The sequence below is a fragment of the Sinorhizobium glycinis genome (assembly GCF_001651865.1).
GTDB lineage: Bacteria > Pseudomonadota > Alphaproteobacteria > Rhizobiales > Rhizobiaceae > Sinorhizobium > Sinorhizobium glycinis.
Genome location: NZ_LPUX01000062.1, coordinates 252,330 through 268,524, shown reverse-complemented (window position 1 = coordinate 268,524; position 16,195 = coordinate 252,330). Strand labels below are relative to the sequence as shown.

Here is a 16,195-nt window from a genome sequence, read left to right as displayed (position 1 = left end):
GGCCTCACGAAAGGTTCCCAGCGCGTTTCTGCGCGCATTCGAACAGCATAAGAGACGTTTTGTCAGGAGAGACGCGAAAATGGCAGACACCAGCTACCCGGTCTATGGCGAGATTACCGGCCCGATCGTGATGATCGGCTTCGGTTCGATCGGCCACGGCACCTTGCCGCTGATCGAGCGCCACTTCAAATACGACAAGAGCCGGTTGATCGTGGTGGAGCCCCGCGAGGACGCGAAGGACACGGAGATTTTTGCCCGCCATGGCGTGCGCCACGTCCGTGCCGCCGTGACCAAGGACAACTACAAGGAACTGCTGAAGCCGCTCCTGACCGAAGGCGAAGGCCAGGGCTTCTGCGTCAACCTTTCGGTCGACACCTCGTCGCTCGACATCATCAAGCTCTGCCGCAAGCTCGACGTGCTCTATATCGACACGGTCGTCGAGCCGTGGCTCGGCTTCTACTTCGACACCGAAATGGACAATGCGGCGCGCACCAATTACGCGCTGCGTGAAACCGTCCGCCGCGAGAAGGAAAAGAACCCGGGCGGCACGACGGCGGTTTCGACCTGCGGCGCCAATCCGGGCATGGTCTCCTGGTTCGTCAAGAAGGCGCTCCTCAATCTCGCCGACGACCTCGGCATGAAATATGAGGAGCCGCACCAGGACGACCGTGAGGGCTGGGCCAAGCTGATGAAGAAGGCCGGCGTCAAGGGCATTCACATCGCCGAGCGCGACACCCAGCGCACCAAGCACCCGAAGCCGCTCAACGTCTTCTGGAACACCTGGTCGGTCGAAGGCTTCATCTCGGAAGGCATGCAGCCGGCCGAGCTCGGCTGGGGCACCCATGAGAACTGGATGCCGAAGAACGCCAGGAGGCACAAGAAGGGCTGCCAGGCGGCGATCTACCTCGAACAGCCGGGCGCCAACACCCGGGTGCGCAGCTGGTGCCCGACGCCGGGTCCGCAATACGGCTTCCTCGTCACCCACAACGAATCCATCTCGATCGCCGACTTCTTCACCATGCGCGACAAGAATGGCGAGGCCACCTATCGCCCGACCTGCCACTATGCCTACCACCCGGCCAACGACGCCGTGCTGTCGCTGCACGAGATGTTCGGCAACGGCGGCACCCCGCAGCCGGTGCACCACGTGCTGGACGAGACGGAACTCGAGGATGGCATCGACGAGCTCGGCGTGCTCCTCTACGGCCACGACAAGAACGCCTACTGGTACGGCTCGCGCCTGTCGCTGGAAGAAACCCGCCGCATCGCGCCCTATCAGAACGCAACCGGCCTGCAGGTGACGAGCGCCGTTCTCGCCGGGATGGTCTGGGCGCTGGAGAACCCGACGTCCGGCATCGTCGAAGCCGACGAGATGGACTACAAGCGCTGCCTCGAAGTGCAGCTCCCCTATCTCGGTCCGGTCGAAGGCCACTATACCGACTGGACGCCGCTCGACGGCCGTCCCGGCCTCTTCCCCGAAGACCTCGACACCAAGGACCCCTGGCAGTTCAGGAACATCCTGGTCCGCTAAGCGATCGCGCCCGGAGCTCGCGGCTCCGGGCGCCTCGACCGCGCGTATCGCGTCGCTGCGATTGCCCCTTCCCGCTCCTGCTTTCAACTCGTGATCGCGGCAGGGTCTGCGCCCGCCTGAGGCATGAGTGCAACTCCGGGCGAAGAAAGTTGCTTTAGCGCTTTGAATCGCTGCTCGATTTGCCGTCAAGCCGGTTCCGGTCAGGCGAATTATGCGGTAGAGCGGGGCAAGCAGAAGTGTGGCGGTATTGCGTGTGCATCCCGCTTCAACTCTTGACGCGGGAGAAACGCCGATGAAGCCACTCGCCATCCTGACCGTCCTGGCAACCGCCTCGGCGCTTGCATCATGCCAGTCGTCCCCAAGAGAAATCCGCCAGGCACCGCAGGCCCAGGCGAGCGGCGTGGAGGGATCCTGGGTCGATCCGAACGGAATTGTCTCCACCTTCGCTGGCGGCACGTTCTCGACTCGCACCACGGACACCAACCAGCTTCTCGCCTCCGGCACCTATGTGAACGTCAATCCGACCCTCGTCGAGATCAACATGACGTCGCTCGTGCGCAACACCCAGTCAAGGGTCAACTGCGCGCTGGTGACGCCCACGCAGTTGAACTGCACGACGGATGCGGGCGCCCAGTTCTCGCTCGCCCGCCAAGGCTGAGCGACACCCGCGACAACATGCCTGCGAAGCCCCCCGCTCGGGGGCTTCCTTGTTTCTGGAGCCGGCTTAACCCTACTTCGAATCCGGCAAAGAACGCATGCGTTTAGCGCTTGAAGTCCGGCTCGCCTGGTGAAAACATCCGGCGTGCCAAACCAGCTCGGCAGGAGAGGGTTTCCTTCCGGGGCTTGGCAATCGGCTGAAGACGACAGGCAACAGGAGAAAAACATGATCAGACACATGCGGACCGGCCTTATCACCGCATCCCTTCTCGCCCTTTCATCGGGCGCCGCCTTCGCCGATTACGAATTGAACATCCTGCACATCAACGACCTTCACTCGCGCATCGAATCGATCAACAAGTTCGATTCGACCTGCTCGGCCGAGGAGGAAGGCAAGAACGAGTGCTTCGGCGGCGTCGCCCGCCTGAAAACGCTGATCGACCGGACGCGCCAGGAACTTACCGGCAAGAACGTACTGCTGCTCAATGCCGGCGACAACTTCCAGGGATCGCTGTTCTTCACGACCTACAAGGGCGCGGCGGAAGCGGAATTCCTCAACCTCATGAAGTTCGACGCGATGACCGTCGGCAACCATGAGTTCGACGAAGCCGAGGACGGGCTTGCGAGCTTCCTCGACAAGGTGACCTTCCCCGTCGTGACCGCCAACGTGCTGCCAAGCCACAAATCGAAGATCGGCGACCGGATCAAGCCGTCGATCGTGCTCGATGTCGGCGGCGAGAAGATCGGCATCGTCGGCGCCGTTGCCAATGACACGCCCGAACTCTCTTCCCCGGGGCCTGACATCCTGATCGGCGAGGACGTGGCAACGATCACCAGCGCGATCGAGGAGATCAAGAAGCAGGGCGTCGACAAGATCATCGCGCTGACGCATGTCGGCTATCCGCGCGACCTTGCGGCCATCGCCAAGATCCCGGACGTGGACGTCGTGGTCGGCGGCCATTCCCACAGCCTGCTCTCCAACACCGACGAGAAAGCCGAAGGCCCCTATCCGACGATGGTCGACAATCCCGGCGGCTACAAGGTGCCGGTGGTCCAGGCGGGCTCCTACAGCAAATATCTGGGCGATCTCGTCGTCACCTTCGATGACAATGGCGTGGTCAAGGCAGCAAAGGGCGATCCGATCCTCGTCGACTCCAAGATCAAGCCGGATGAGGCCGTCGTCGCCCGCATCAAGGAGCTTGCCAAACCGATCGAGGAGTTGAGGTCCAAGGTCGTCGCCAAGACGGAGGCGCCGATCGACGGATCACGCGAGAATTGCCGGGCGAAGGAATGCGAGATGGGCAGCCTCGTCGCCGACGCCATGCTTGATCGCGTCAAGGGCCAAGGCGTCACGATCGCCATCACCAACGGCGGCGGCCTCAGGGCTTCGATCGATGCCGGCGATGTGACGATGGGCGAAGTGATCACCGTGCTGCCGTTCCAGAACACCGTCGCAACGTTTCAGTTGAAGGGCGCCGATATTCGCGCTGCGCTGGAAAACGGCGTCAGCCAGGTCGAGGAAGGCGGCGGGCGCTTCCCGCAGGTGGCCGGCCTCAAGTTTTCCTTCGACCGTTCGAAGCCCGCCGGCAGCCGGCTGGTTTCGGTCGAAGTCAAGGAAGGGGACGCCTTCAAGCCGCTCGATCCGGAAAAGACCTACTCGCTCGTCAGCAACAACTTCATGCGCGGCGGCGGCGACGGCTACGACGTCTTCAAGGCGAAGGGCGAGAACGCCTACGACTACGGCCCGGGCCTGGAAACGGTGCTGGCCGACTATCTCGCCGCCCACCAGCCCTTCAAGCCCTACACGGAGGGTCGCATCTCGGAGGTCGCCGCTGCGGCCGGCACGACGCCGTCCGAACCGGCGGCCGAAACCAAGCCGGCCGAAGGTGCTGCCGCTCCCGCTCCCCAGCCCTCGCCCGAGACGGCAGCGGCCGCCGGCGGCCCGCAGAAGCACGTCATCGCCGAGGGCGATACGCTCTGGGACCTGGCCGAGTCCTTCTATGGCAACGGCTTCGAGTGGAAGAAGATCGCTGCAGCCAACGGCGACCCGGAGCCGCGGGCGCTGCATATCGGGCGGGAACTGGAAATTCCGGCGAAGTAAGACAATTTGCCTCTGTGGCATGAGCCGGTGCGGGCTTCCCCGCGCCGGCTTTTCTTTTTAGAAGGATTTGAAAAGTAGAGGCGCCGCTCAACATATAGGCGCCATGAGGAAGACGATGACAGAAGTAGTTGCCGAATCGACCGCCACCGCTCACCCGCCCGTCAAATCGGGAAAAGTCGGTGTGCTGCTGGTCAATCTAGGCACGCCGGACGGCACCGATTACACCTCCATGCGCCGCTACCTCAAGGAGTTCCTGAGCGACCGGCGCGTCATCGAGTGGTCACGCCTCTTCTGGTATCCGATCCTTTACGGCATCGTGCTCAACACCCGGCCCCAGAAGGTCGGCAAGGCCTATGAGCTGATCTGGAACAAGGAACGGAACGAGAGCTGGCTCAGAACCTATACGCGCAACCAGGCCGCCCTGATGGGCGAAAGCTTTGCCGATCACCCGCACGTCATCGTCGATTGGGCGATGCGCTACGGCCAGCCGTCGATTGCCTCGCGCATGGAGGCGCTGCAGAAGCAGGGCTGTGAACGTATTCTCGTGTTTCCGCTCTATCCGCAATATGCGGCGGCGACCACCGCGACGGTCAACGACAAGGCCTTCGAGGCGCTCTTGAAGATGCGCTGGCAGCCGGCGCTGCGCACCGTTCCGCCCTATCACGACGACCCGGTCTATATCGATGCGCTCGCCACCTCGATCGATCGTCACCTGGCAAAGCTCGACTGGCATCCGGATGTGGTTCTGGCGTCGTTCCACGGCATCCCGAAGAGCTACTTCGAGCTCGGCGATCCCTACTATTGCCAGTGCCAGAAGACGGCGCGGCTGCTGCGCGAGAAGCTCGGCTGGTCGAAGGAGAAGCTGCGGGTGACGTTCCAGTCGCGCTTCGGGCCGGAGGAATGGCTGCAACCCTATACCGACGCGACGGTCGAGAAGCTCGCCAGGGACGGCGTCAAACGCATCGCCGTCGTCAATCCGGGCTTCGTTTCCGATTGCCTGGAAACGCTCGAGGAAATCGCCGGCCAGGCGGCCGAAAGCTTCCATCACCATGGCGGCGAGAAATTCACCCATATCCCCTGCCTGAACGACAGTGCCGAAGGCATGGCGGTGCTCAACCACGTCGTCCGCCGTGAACTCGAGGGCTGGCTCTGAACAGACAGGTTGACCGGCCGATGCCGGGGTTTCGAACTAACCGGCCATCTTGACGCCGGCCGCATCGGCGAGCGTGCGCACGAGAACGCGATTGCGGCCGAGCATCTTGGCTTGGTAGAGAGCAGCGTCCGCCTCCAACAGCAGGCGGCTTGGCTCCGCCTGCAGGACATGCCCCGTTGCCGAGGCGATCCCGATGCTTGCTGTGACCCTCCCGAATTCGCTTTGCGAATGGACGATTTCTTCCTCGTCGAGCAGGCGCGCGAATTTCTGGGCAACGATGGCCGCGGCCTTCTCGTCGGTTTCCGGCAGCAGGACGACAAATTCCTCGCCACCGTAGCGGGCGACGATATCGGCCGACCGTTGCGCCGAATTCAGAAGACATTTGCTGACGAGACGGAGGCACTGGTCGCCGACCGGATGACCGTAAGTATCGTTGTAAGCCTTGAAGCGATCAATATCGATCATCAGCAGGCTGAGCGGCGTGTCGCTCCTTGCGCATCTCGCCGCCTCGCGCACAAAGGCTTCGTCGAAAGCGCGGCGGTTGACGATCCCGGTCAATCCATCCGTCTCCGCCAGGTTCTTCAACTGCTCTGCCGAAAGCCTGAGCGCGATCTCGGCCTGCTTCATCACCGTGATGTCCGAGACGACCACCATCGCCGTCCCGTCCGTCGCGAGCCTCGTCTTGATGCTGCGCCAATCGCCGTTCTGAAGCTGCACCTCCTCGTCCTTGTTGCGGTGCAAGGTTACGCTCAGTTCATCGATCCAGTCGTCCACCGCATCATAGGAAAAATCCAGGCGCTCTCGGGTTTCCACGACACGGCGCAGGATGTCGCTGATATGAGCGCCAACCACCCGGGCGCTTCCCGAAAGCGGGAAGGCGCTGCGATATTGCTCGTTGCAGAAGATGAGGTAGCCCTGCCGGTCGAACATCGCAAAGCCGTCGGACATTCCTGACATCGCATGGGAGAGCAGGTTCTTGCTCTCCCGCACTTCCCGCTCGAGCGCGGTGCGCTCCGTGATGTCGCGCGTGACGCCCGCGAGCCCAATCACGCGTCCCTCGTTGTCGCGGAGAGGCACCTTCGAGGCGAGCAGGTCGCGGCCCTCGATATGCTCGAGGGAATCGATCAGAGGCACGCCCGTGCGCATCACCTCCTGCTCGCGATGGTATAATTCCTCCGCAAGCCGTGGCGGATGGAGATCGAAATCAGACAGGCCCACCATCTCCGCCGTTGTCTTGAACCGATAGAGGCGGATCATGTTTTCGTTGACGGTAACGAAGCGGCTGTCTCTGTCCTTTACATAGAGATAATCCGGCGACTGCGAAAACGCGGTCTCCAGCATTCTGCGCTCAAGTTCCAGATGCTGCGTCGTCAGCACGATGAAGCCGCAGACGATGATCGCCGCACAGTTCATTGCCGCCATCGGCAGACCCATTGCCGCCAGGGCATGAACCTTCGACAGGGTGGGCAACACCGCCATCAGCACCAGCAGCAGACTTCCCACCGCTGCGCCGAGGACGACCACGTGCGGAAGCCTTGGCGAACTCTTCTTCAGCAAGAGATTGACGCCCAGGCCCATGGCCGTGACGAGAATGATCGCTACCACGCCATCGGAAGCAGCAACCCCGCCGAGCGCAACACGATAAATGATGGCGAGCGATGCGCCGAGAGCCGCCGCCATTGGCCCACCGAACATGCCGGCGAGCGCGAGGGGCGCGAAGCGCAGGTCCATATGGATGCCCGGACTGAATTCGACGGCCAGCAGGATCGAGCCGATCGATGCAACGCCGGCCGTCAATCCAAACAGGATCTTTTCATGTCCGACAAACCGCCGTCGCAGCCAGATCGACAGCTGCGCCCAGACCGACATCGCCAGGCTTACAAATGCAAGGTTGCCAACAAACTGCCCCCAGATGCCATTCATCGCACTGCGTTCGGCCTTTCACCACGTTCAGAAGGCTGACCTTAGATGACAACTGGTTTGAGCTTTATTAAACCGAAATGCCGCAAGACGAGCCGGAATGCCTAGTCAACTCGGCGGGGTGCTTGAAATATTGCGGCGAATCGCCACGTCATGTCCCGGGCAGCGCTCCAGATCCTGGAGGTGCACAGAGGGAGGATTATCCTTGGGCGGCTTAGATTACGCGGTCATTGCACTCGTTGTACTTGTATTCTTCACCCTTTTTGCCGGCATCAAGACGGTCCCGCAAGGCTATCGCTACACGGTCGAGCGCTTCGGCCGGTACGTCAAGACAATAGAGCCGGGATTGAACTTCATCATCCCTTACTTCGATCGCATCGGCTCGAAGATGAACGTGATGGAGCAGGTGCTCGACGTGCCGACCCAGGAGGTCATCACCAAGGATAATGCGAGCGTTTCAGCCGATGCGGTGGCCTTCTACCAGGTGCTGAACCCCGCCCAGGCCGCCTATCAGGTAGCCAATCTCGAGAATGCCCTCCTCAACCTGACGATGACCAACATCCGCTCTGTCATGGGTTCGATGGATCTCGACGAACTGCTCTCCAACCGCGACACGATCAACGACCGGCTGCTTCGCGTCGTCGACGAGGCTGCCAATCCCTGGGGCATCAAGATCACCCGCGTCGAGATCAAGGACATCGCGCCGCCGACGGATCTGGTGGAGGCGATGGCCCGGCAGATGAAGGCGGAGCGCGAGAAGCGCGCACAGGTGCTCGAGGCCGAGGGCGCCAGAAACGCGCAGATCCTGCGCGCCGAAGGCGCGAAGCAATCGGCGATTCTCCAGGCGGAAGGGCAACGGGAAGCGGCCTATCGCGAAGCGGAAGCGCGCGAGCGACTGGCGGAAGCCGAGGCCAAGGCGACCCGGATGGTCTCCGAAGCGATCGCCGCGGGCGACGTGCAGGCGATCAACTATTTCGTCGCGCAGAAATACACCGAAGCCTTGGCTTCGATCGGCACCGCGAGCAACCAGAAGATCGTGCTGATGCCGATGGAGGCATCTTCGCTGATCGGCTCGCTCGGCGGTATCGGCGCGATCGCCCGGGAAGTGTTTGGCGACAGCCAGGCGCCCGTTCCGCCGCGCCCCCGTCAATCGACACCGCGCACCGGCCCGGGGTCAAGCCCCGTCGAGAACGCGTGAGGATCGGTCCATGATCGAGCGCATCGCCCTTGAGCTCGGGCCCTGGAACTGGTGGGTCCTGGGCCTCCTCCTGCTGGCAGCGGAAGTGATCCTGCCAGGGGTCTTCCTTGTCTGGATCGCGCTTGCGGCGCTTCTGACCGGCATGCTGTCCCTCATCCTTTGGGACATGGCCTACTGGATCTGGGAGGTCCAACTCGTCGTCTTTTCGCTGCTCGCGCTCGTCTCCGTCGTGATCGGGCGGCGCCTCGTCGTCTCTTCGTCGGAAAGCGACGAACCCTTGCTCAACAGGCGTGGCGAGAGCCTCGTCGGCCGCACCGCCGTGCTCGAGCAGCCGATTGCCGAAGGCCGCGGCCGCGTTCGCCTCGACGACACGACCTGGGCCGTCGAAGGACCTGACCTGCCCGCTGGCACCCGCGTGCGCATCGTCGCAAGCAGCGGCCGGCAGCTGACCGTCGAGCAAGCCTGAAGCTACAGCGCCGCGCGTCTTATCAGACGCGCAAAGGTCGCTGAGTTGCTGCATGTTTTTTTTCTTGAACCGCTACGATTCAAGGAAAGATGCAGTAGATGCCCCTGGCTGATTTCCCTTCAGAAACGATTGCTTAACCACGTGCCTTTACGATTGCGAAACGATTGCAATCAGGTTCGCGGACAGACGGTTAGATGGCGCCCAGGTTCTCAGGCTCGATCAAGGCGGGCGCCTCGCTTGTGAGAAAGCGGGCCTTGCTGCTGGCGGGCTGTTCTCTTCTTCTCGCCCACCCGGCAGCCGCGCAAAGCCTGGACGTGTCGCCGGCCACAGCCGGCGCGCTTGCCGGCAGCGCGAGTGTGGCCACCCCGGCGATCACCGATCCGCAGACGACCGCCGCCGTTGCGGCCTCCGACCTTCCCCCGGCGCTCGACGAGGACTTCAACCGCCTCAACCGGCGCCAGGAGACGATCGACGGCCTGCGCACGCGCATCGATCCTGAAGCGGGGCAGGCGCAGGGCATCCGCATCGGCAGCTTCGTGCTGAAGCCGACGCTCAGCGAAACCTTCAACCATGAACGGCAGAAGAACGGCAGTGCGAGCCAGAGCCGAAGCTTTGTCGAGACCGGCCTCAAGGGCTCGCTCACATCCGACTGGTCGCGCCATCAGCTGAGTCTGACCGGCGAAGGCGTCCTGCAGAACAACCTGTCGGGCGAAGGCGAGGAAGAACCGCGCGCCGATGTCGGTGCGGAACTGCGCCTCGACTTGAGCGACGAAACGACCGCCAGACTGACCACGGGCTACAGTTTCGAGCGCGAGGACGCCAACGATCCAAACGCCATCGCCAATGCCGAGGAACAGTCGGCGGTCAACACCTACCGGCTGGGCGCCGCGGTCGAGCGCGACCTCGGTCTCATTCGCGGCTCCGTCGGCCTCGACTTCGAGCGCGTCACCTATGGCGATGTCGAGCTCGACAACGGAACGACGCTGTCGCAGGAGGACCGCAATCGCAATACCGGCACGCTCACCACGCGCCTCGGCTACGAGCTGTCGCCCGCCCTCATCCCCTTTCTCGAAGCCTCGGTCGGCAAATCCATCTACGATCTCAGGCGGGACACGCTCGGCTTCGAGCGTTCCTACATGAGCTATGCGGGCCGTGCCGGCATGGAGGTGGACCTCAGCGAGAAGCTCAACGGCGAGCTTGCGCTCGGCTACGAGACGTTTCGCTTTGACGACGACCGGCTGGGCGATTTGGGCGGCCTTTCGGTTGACGGGCGGGTCAACTGGTCGCCGCAGCGCGGCACCGACGTGCTCTTCGGCCTATTGACCTATCTCGATCCGTCGACGACAGCGGACAATCCCGGATCGATCAATTACGAGCTGACGAACATCATCACGCATCAGCTGCGCTCGACGCTGGTGGCGACACTGTCGAACAGCCTGACATTGCGCGATTTTCCCTCGGATGCCGCCGCCTCGGACGAGGCGACCTGGCGCACCGGCGCGGGTCTGACATGGGACATGAGCCGCTATCTCGCGCTCACGGGCGACGTCAGCTACGAGCGCACGAACAGGGATGTCGGTCCTTCGAGCGACACGACACGCGTCGGCGTCGGCCTGACGCTGCGCCGCTGAAATCTCCTCCGTCCCGGAGCAATTTTCTCGTCACTGCTCGGCAAATTTTTCGCGCGGGCGAGCAAGACGGTCTCAGGCCGTGTCCCTCGACACGGCACTGAGAATTCCAATGAGGTTACTTCAGCGCCTGTAACAGCGCCTTCAGAGGCTCCTCGACCGTCGGGCGGATGTCGGCGCGCTCGAGCGCGAAGGCGACGTTTGCGAGGATGAAGCCGTCCTTCGCACCGCAGTCGAAGGTCTCGCCGCGGAAATGATAGGCGGCGAAAGGCTGTGCCCCGGAAAGCCTGACCATGCCGTCGGTCAACTGGATCTCGTTGCCGGCGCCGCGTTCCTGCCGCTCGAGAATGGGGAAGATTTCCGGCTGCAGGATGTAACGGCCGTTGATGAAGAAGTTGGAAGGCGCCGTGCCCGCAGCCGGCTTCTCGACCATCCGGGTGATCTTGAAGCCGTCGCCGACCCTGTCGCCGACGCCGACGATGCCGTATTTATGCGCCTGCTCGGGGGCGCATTCCTCGACCGCGACGACATTGCCGCCGCTATGCTCGTAGAGCTCGACCATGCCCTTGAGGCAGCCCTTCTCGCCCTTCATGATCATGTCGGGGAGAAGCAGCGCGAAGGGCTCGTTGCCGACGAGATCGCGCGCACACCAGACGGCGTGGCCGAGGCCGAGCGGCGCCTGCTGGCGGGTGAAGCTCGTCGTTCCGGCCTTCGGCAGCATGGCTTCGAGCAGCTCGATTTCCGCCTTCTTGTTGCGTTCTCTGAGCGTCTGGTCGAGTTCCACCTGGATGTCGAAATAGTCCTCGATGACCGCCTTGCTGCGGCCCGTCACGAAGATCAGGTGCTCGATCCCCGCTTCCAGTGCCTCGTCGACGACATACTGGATGACCGGCTTGTCCACCACCGTCAGCATCTCCTTCGGCACCGCCTTGGTGGCGGGAAGGAAACGCGTCCCCAGTCCCGCGACGGGGAAGACGGCTTTGCGGACTTTACGCTTGTCGGTCATGGACACCTCCTTGGAGTGACCTCAGTCTAGCCTGAAACAGGCAAATTGAATTGGAATAAGTCGCCGTTTGCCAATTTTCGGGAAGGAAGACGACTCGGGAATTTCATGGTAAAGACTTTGTTGACTTCGTTTCTGTAGGCTTCTCCACTGACCCGACACAGCCGCTGCGGGCAAATTCGCAAAACCCGGAGTAATCCGTCCGGCATGAACGCCGGCTGAATGCTCCGCCGAGAAACGGAACCGACAGCAGATGATCAGAAACCGCAGGACGTTCTTCCGACATATCGCCGCCGCTCTCGTCGTTGCCGCCGCGCTTGGCCCCTCGCCGGCTCGGGCGGATCAAGGTTTTCAGAACTGGATCAACAACTTCTACACAACGGCGGCCAAGAGCGGAATCACCCAGGCGACCTACCGCATGGCTTTCGCCGGCGTGAAGACCCCCGACCCGGCCGTCATCGAAAAAGCCAACTACCAGCCCGAATTCAAGCACAAGATTTGGGAATATATCGACTCGCGTGTCAATCCGTACACCAAGCGCATCGGCCAGGAAATGGCGGCCAAGCACACGCGCACGCTTGACGCGCTCGAACGGCATTTCGGCGTCGACGGGACCATCCTGCTGGCGATCTGGTCGATGGAGTCGAACTACGGCGCCGTTCTTCAGAAGGACGACCGCCTGCATTATGTGCCGCGCGCGCTCGCAACGCTTGCCTATGCGGACCGGAAACGGGCAAAATTTGCCAGGACGCAGCTGATTGCAGCATTGAAGATCCTGCAGAGCGGCGACATCACTCCGCGCGAGCTGACCGGCTCCTGGGCCGGCGCCATGGGGCATACGCAGTTCATCCCGACCAGCTACCTGCTCTACGCGGTCGACGCCGACGGCAACGGCCATCGCGACATCTGGAATTCCGTTCCCGATGCGCTCGCCACGGCTGCGAACCTCTTGAAGAAGAACGGCTGGCAGCCGGGCGAGACCTGGGGCTACGAAGTCGTGGCGCCGGCCAATGCCGCCAAATATTCGGGCCAGACTAAGACGCTCGGGCAATGGGCGGCGCTCGGCTTTCTTCGTCCGAACGGCAAGGGGTTCCGCAACTCGAAAACCCGGGCCGAGCTCAAGCTGCCGGGCGGCGGCGGCGGTCCGGGCTTCCTGATGACCCGCAACTTCTTCGTGATCAAGCGCTACAATGCCTCCGACTCCTATGCGCTCGGCGTCGGGCTTCTCGCCGACCAGATCGCCGGCTATGCCGGCATGCAGCAGCGGTGGCCGCGGCCCGACGGTTCGCTCGACATCAGCGAGAAATTCGAACTGCAGAACCGCCTCAAGGAACTCGGCTACTACGATGGCGAGGTCGACGGCAACTTCGGCTCCGGCTCGAAGGCCGCGATCCAGGCCTTCCAGTCGCAGAACGGCCTGACGCCGGATGGCGAGCCGACACAGCATCTGCTGCGTGCCCTGCGCAAGTAAACGCTCGCCACCCTTCCATGATCACGGCGATTTGCGATCATCCGATCCCAATTCGCCGTGAATTGGCGTATTCTAAGGACATGCCCTGCCACTCGACGGTAAGTAATCATGTTTAGAACCAGAGATGCCGGGAAAGGGTCGCTCGTCGTGCGTTTTGCGCCGGTTTTCGCGGCTGCCGCGGCGATGCTTGTCACCGGCTTCTTTGCCACCATGGCCGAGGCGCAAGAACCGGTCCCGCGTCGCACCTTGATGCAACGGCTCTTCGGGGGCTTCGCCCCGCAGCGGCGGATATACTACGAGGACCCTTACGAGTACCCGGCCCAGCCGCGGCCGCGCCGCATACAGAAGCGGCGGCAGCCGGCGGCGGAGCAGCGGCGGCAGCAGCCGGCGGAGCAGCAGCGGCCGCGCCAGCAACGCGCCAAGCCGCGGGTCGCCGACGCGCCCCCGCCAGTGCCGGTCGTCGAGAAATCACCGGACGCTAAAAAGGTTCTGGTCGTTGGCGACTTCGTAGCGGGAAGTCTTGGCGACGGGTTGAAGACTGCGTTCGAAATGACCCCGGGCGTCGTCGTCGAAACGCGCGCCAACGGCTCCTCGGGGCTTGTGCGCGACGATTATTTCAATTGGCCGGAGAACCTGCCGGTCTACGTCGCCGAACTGAAGCCCTCCGTCATCGTCATCAGCCTCGGCGCCAATGACCGGCAGGCCATGCGGATCGGCGAGACCAATGAGGCACTCCGCACCGACCTCTGGACGGCGGAATACCGCAAGCGTGTCAACGCACTTGCCGCACTCGCCCGGAAGGACAACCTGCCGCTTCTCTGGGTCGGCATGCCGCCCTTCCAATCGACCGCCATGACCGCCGACATGGTCACCTTCAACGGCATCTATCGCGAGGAGGCGGAGAAGGTCGGCGGGCAGTTCATCGACATCTGGGACGGCTTTGTCGACGAGCAAGGCAAGTTCGTCCTGACAGGCTCCGACATCAACGGCCAGCAGGTCCGCCTGCGCGGCTCCGACGGCATCAACCTGACCAAGGCCGGCAAGCGCAAGCTCGCCTTCTACGTCGAGAAGGACATCCGCAGGCTTCTCGGCGAGGCGGCCGCGGATGCGGACGTGCCGGGTGCCGGCGAACTCAAGGATCTCGTCGTCACCGCCCCCCTCGCCCACGAGGATATCGTCAAGACGCCGCCGATCGGCGTAACCGACCCGGCGCTCGACGGCGCGACGGCCCTTCTCGGCGCAGGCGCCCCGCAGAAGGGCACCGGCAAGAGCCCGCGAGACCTGCTGGTGGAAAAGGGCGAAGTTCCCGCCGCCCCGGTCGGTCGCATCGACGACTTCCGGCTGGCAAAGCCCGCGACGGTGATCAGCCATCCGCTGTTGCGGAACGCACAGCCGTAGGTTTCCCCCCTCATCCGCCTGCCGGCACCTTCTCCCCGCAAGCGGCCCCAAGCGGGGCGAAGGACGCGCGCTGCACCGCCTTCGTCCCCTTCGCCGGAAGCGGCGCGGAGGAGAACCTTGGCGACGCAGTCCCCTCTCCCCGCATGCGGGGAGAGGGTTAGGGTGAGGGGCATAAGAAAGGCAAATTCTTACCTTGGCAGCACCGTCGATCCCATCAGCGCCTCGTCGATCGCCCGGGCCGCCTGGCGGCCTTCGCGGATCGCCCAGACGACGAGGGACTGGCCGCGGCGGACGTCGCCGGCCGTCCAGAGCTTGTCGACCGAGGTCCTGTAGTCCCGCTCGTTGGCAACGACATTGGTCGAGCCGCGACGGTCGGTGTTAAGGGAGAGCTTTTCCCCGAGGTCCTTCAGCACGCTGTTGGTGAAGGGGCCGCGGAAACCGATGGCGATGAAGGCGAGATCCGCCTTGATGACGAACTCGGTACCGGCAATCGGCTTGCGCCGATCGTCGACCTGGCAGCACTTGACGCCCATCAAATTGCCGTCCTCGTCGCCGACGAATTCGAGGGTCGCGACCTGGAACTCACGGACAGCGCCTTCGGCCTGGCTGGAAGAGGTGCGCATCTTCGTTGCCCAGAACGGCCAGACGGCAAGCTTGTCCTCCTTCTCGGGCGGCTGCGGGCGGATGTCGAGCTGCGTCACCTTGACGGCACCCTGGCGGAACGCGGTGCCGACGCAGTCGGACGCCGTGTCGCCGCCGCCGACGACCACCACATGCTTGCCGCCGGCAAGAATCGGCTCGGACGGCCAACCGACGCTGTCGATGTTCTCACGGCCGACGCGGCGGTTCTGTTGCACCAGATAAGGCATGGCGTCGTGGACGCCGATAAATTCGACGCCGGGAATTCCGGCATCACGCGGCGTCTCGGAGCCGCCGCAATAGAGCACCGCGTCATTGTCGTCGATAAGCGCCTGGACGTCCAGGTCGACGCCGACATTGACGCCGCAGTGGAAGGTCACGCCCTCGCCCTTCATCTGCTCGACGCGGCGGTCGATGAAGTTCTTTTCCATCTTGAAGTCCGGGATGCCGTAGCGCAGGAGCCCGCCGGGCTTCGACTCGCGCTCGTAGACATGGACCTCGTGACCGGCGCGCGCGAGCTGCTGGGCAGCCGCCATGCCGGCCGGGCCGGAACCGATGATCGCGACCTTCTTGCCGGTCTTGGTCACGGCCGGCTGCGGCACGATGTAGCCCATCTCGTAGGCCTTGTCGGCAATCGCCTGCTCGACCGTCTTGATCGCCACCGGCACGTCTTCGAGGTTCAGCGTGCAGGCCTCCTCGCACGGCGCCGGGCAGACGCGGCCGGTGAACTCCGGGAAGTTGTTGGTCGAATGGAGGTTGCGGATCGCCTCGTCCCAGTTGCCGTTGTAGACGAGGTCGTTCCAGTCCGGAATCTGGTTGTGGACCGGACACCCGGTCGGCCCATGGCAGTAGGGAATGCCGCAGTCCATGCAGCGAGCCGCCTGCTTCTGCACTTCCTGGTCGGACATCGGAATGGTGAATTCACGGAAATGGCGGATGCGGTCGGATGCCGGCTGGTACTTCGCCACCTGCCGGTCGATCTCGAGAAAACCAGTAACCTTGCCCATCTTACGATCCTGATATCTTCATC

General features: G+C 63.2%; 12 protein-coding genes. 9 read left to right on the top strand and 3 right to left on the bottom strand.

What is annotated here, in order from left to right; translation table 11 throughout:
* The first annotated feature begins 79 nt into the window (after positions 1 to 79).
* The 4 genes from AU381_RS19330 to hemH all read left to right on the top strand — a co-directional run bounded on the left by AU381_RS19330 (position 80) and on the right by hemH (position 5,442).
* Positions 80 to 1,531 (top strand): homospermidine synthase, encoded by a 1,452-nt coding sequence (locus AU381_RS19330; RefSeq protein WP_064243355.1) that lies wholly within the window; start codon positions 80 to 82, stop codon positions 1,529 to 1,531.
* A 292-nt stretch (positions 1,532 to 1,823) separates the two neighbouring features.
* Complete coding sequence (omp10, locus tag AU381_RS19325) at positions 1,824 to 2,189, top strand: outer membrane lipoprotein Omp10 (protein WP_064243354.1); 366 nt, start codon at positions 1,824 to 1,826, stop codon at positions 2,187 to 2,189.
* A 225-nt stretch (positions 2,190 to 2,414) separates the two neighbouring features.
* The gene (locus AU381_RS19320; protein WP_064243353.1) at positions 2,415 to 4,289 is read left to right on the top strand and encodes a bifunctional metallophosphatase/5'-nucleotidase; all 1,875 of its coding nucleotides are present in this window, start codon (positions 2,415 to 2,417) and stop codon (positions 4,287 to 4,289) included.
* A 115-nt stretch (positions 4,290 to 4,404) separates the two neighbouring features.
* The gene (hemH, locus tag AU381_RS19315) at positions 4,405 to 5,442 is read left to right on the top strand and encodes a ferrochelatase (RefSeq protein WP_064243466.1); all 1,038 of its coding nucleotides are present in this window, start codon (positions 4,405 to 4,407) and stop codon (positions 5,440 to 5,442) included.
* A gap of 36 nt (positions 5,443 to 5,478) precedes the next feature.
* Here hemH and AU381_RS19310 read toward each other — a convergent pair whose 3' ends face one another.
* Positions 5,479 to 7,365 (bottom strand): diguanylate cyclase, encoded by a 1,887-nt coding sequence (locus AU381_RS19310; RefSeq protein WP_064243352.1) that lies wholly within the window; start codon positions 7,363 to 7,365, stop codon positions 5,479 to 5,481.
* Positions 7,366 to 7,567: 202 nt separating this feature from the next.
* Here AU381_RS19310 and AU381_RS19305 point away from each other — a divergent pair, with 202 nt between their 5' ends.
* The 3 genes from AU381_RS19305 (at position 7,568) to AU381_RS19295 (ending at position 10,657) form a co-directional block, all read left to right on the top strand.
* Positions 7,568 to 8,560: an SPFH domain-containing protein gene (locus AU381_RS19305; protein WP_064243351.1), complete on the top strand. Its 993-nt coding sequence runs from the start codon at positions 7,568 to 7,570 to the stop codon at positions 8,558 to 8,560.
* 10 nt (positions 8,561 to 8,570) lie between these two features.
* Positions 8,571 to 9,026 carry an NfeD family protein gene (locus tag AU381_RS19300; protein WP_064243350.1) on the top strand — a complete coding sequence of 152 codons (456 nt, stop codon included), beginning with the start codon at positions 8,571 to 8,573 and terminating at the stop codon, positions 9,024 to 9,026.
* 194 nt (positions 9,027 to 9,220) lie between these two features.
* On the top strand, positions 9,221 to 10,657 hold the full coding sequence (locus AU381_RS19295; RefSeq protein ID WP_064243349.1) for an outer membrane beta-barrel protein: 1,437 nt from the start codon (positions 9,221 to 9,223) through the stop codon (positions 10,655 to 10,657).
* 115 nt (positions 10,658 to 10,772) lie between these two features.
* Here AU381_RS19295 and galU read toward each other — a convergent pair whose 3' ends face one another.
* Positions 10,773 to 11,660, bottom strand: a complete 888-nt coding sequence (gene galU / locus AU381_RS19290) for a UTP--glucose-1-phosphate uridylyltransferase GalU (protein ID WP_064243348.1) — start codon at positions 11,658 to 11,660, stop codon at positions 10,773 to 10,775.
* A 250-nt stretch (positions 11,661 to 11,910) separates the two neighbouring features.
* Here galU and AU381_RS19285 point away from each other — a divergent pair, with 250 nt between their 5' ends.
* Positions 11,911 to 13,128, top strand: coding sequence for a lytic murein transglycosylase (locus AU381_RS19285; protein ID WP_064243347.1), 1,218 nt, complete (start codon positions 11,911 to 11,913; stop codon positions 13,126 to 13,128).
* Positions 13,129 to 13,236: 108 nt separating this feature from the next.
* Positions 13,237 to 14,526 (top strand): SGNH/GDSL hydrolase family protein, encoded by a 1,290-nt coding sequence (locus AU381_RS19280; protein ID WP_064243346.1) that lies wholly within the window; start codon positions 13,237 to 13,239, stop codon positions 14,524 to 14,526.
* 188 nt (positions 14,527 to 14,714) lie between these two features.
* On the opposite strand, the gene AU381_RS19275 is transcribed toward AU381_RS19280, so the two are convergent.
* Entirely contained in the window at positions 14,715 to 16,172 is a 1,458-nt protein-coding gene (locus AU381_RS19275; RefSeq protein ID WP_064243345.1) for a glutamate synthase subunit beta, read from the bottom strand.
* Positions 16,173 to 16,195: the final 23 nt, after the last annotated feature.

Coding starts and splice junctions, on each gene's coding strand:
- AU381_RS19310 (WP_064243352.1), bottom strand. CDS start 7,365: ATGAATGGCATCTGGGGGCAGTTTGTTGGCAACCTTGCATTTGTAAGC.
- AU381_RS19285 (WP_064243347.1), top strand. CDS start 11,911: ATGATCAGAAACCGCAGGACGTTCTTCCGACATATCGCCGCCGCTCTC.
- AU381_RS19320 (WP_064243353.1), top strand. CDS start 2,415: ATGATCAGACACATGCGGACCGGCCTTATCACCGCATCCCTTCTCGCC.
- AU381_RS19330 (WP_064243355.1), top strand. CDS start 80: ATGGCAGACACCAGCTACCCGGTCTATGGCGAGATTACCGGCCCGATC.
- AU381_RS19275 (WP_064243345.1), bottom strand. CDS start 16,172: ATGGGCAAGGTTACTGGTTTTCTCGAGATCGACCGGCAGGTGGCGAAG.
- AU381_RS19295 (WP_064243349.1), top strand. CDS start 9,221: ATGGCGCCCAGGTTCTCAGGCTCGATCAAGGCGGGCGCCTCGCTTGTG.
- omp10 (WP_064243354.1), top strand. CDS start 1,824: ATGAAGCCACTCGCCATCCTGACCGTCCTGGCAACCGCCTCGGCGCTT.
- AU381_RS19300 (WP_064243350.1), top strand. CDS start 8,571: ATGATCGAGCGCATCGCCCTTGAGCTCGGGCCCTGGAACTGGTGGGTC.
- galU (WP_064243348.1), bottom strand. CDS start 11,660: ATGACCGACAAGCGTAAAGTCCGCAAAGCCGTCTTCCCCGTCGCGGGA.
- hemH (WP_064243466.1), top strand. CDS start 4,405: ATGACAGAAGTAGTTGCCGAATCGACCGCCACCGCTCACCCGCCCGTC.
- AU381_RS19280 (WP_064243346.1), top strand. CDS start 13,237: ATGTTTAGAACCAGAGATGCCGGGAAAGGGTCGCTCGTCGTGCGTTTT.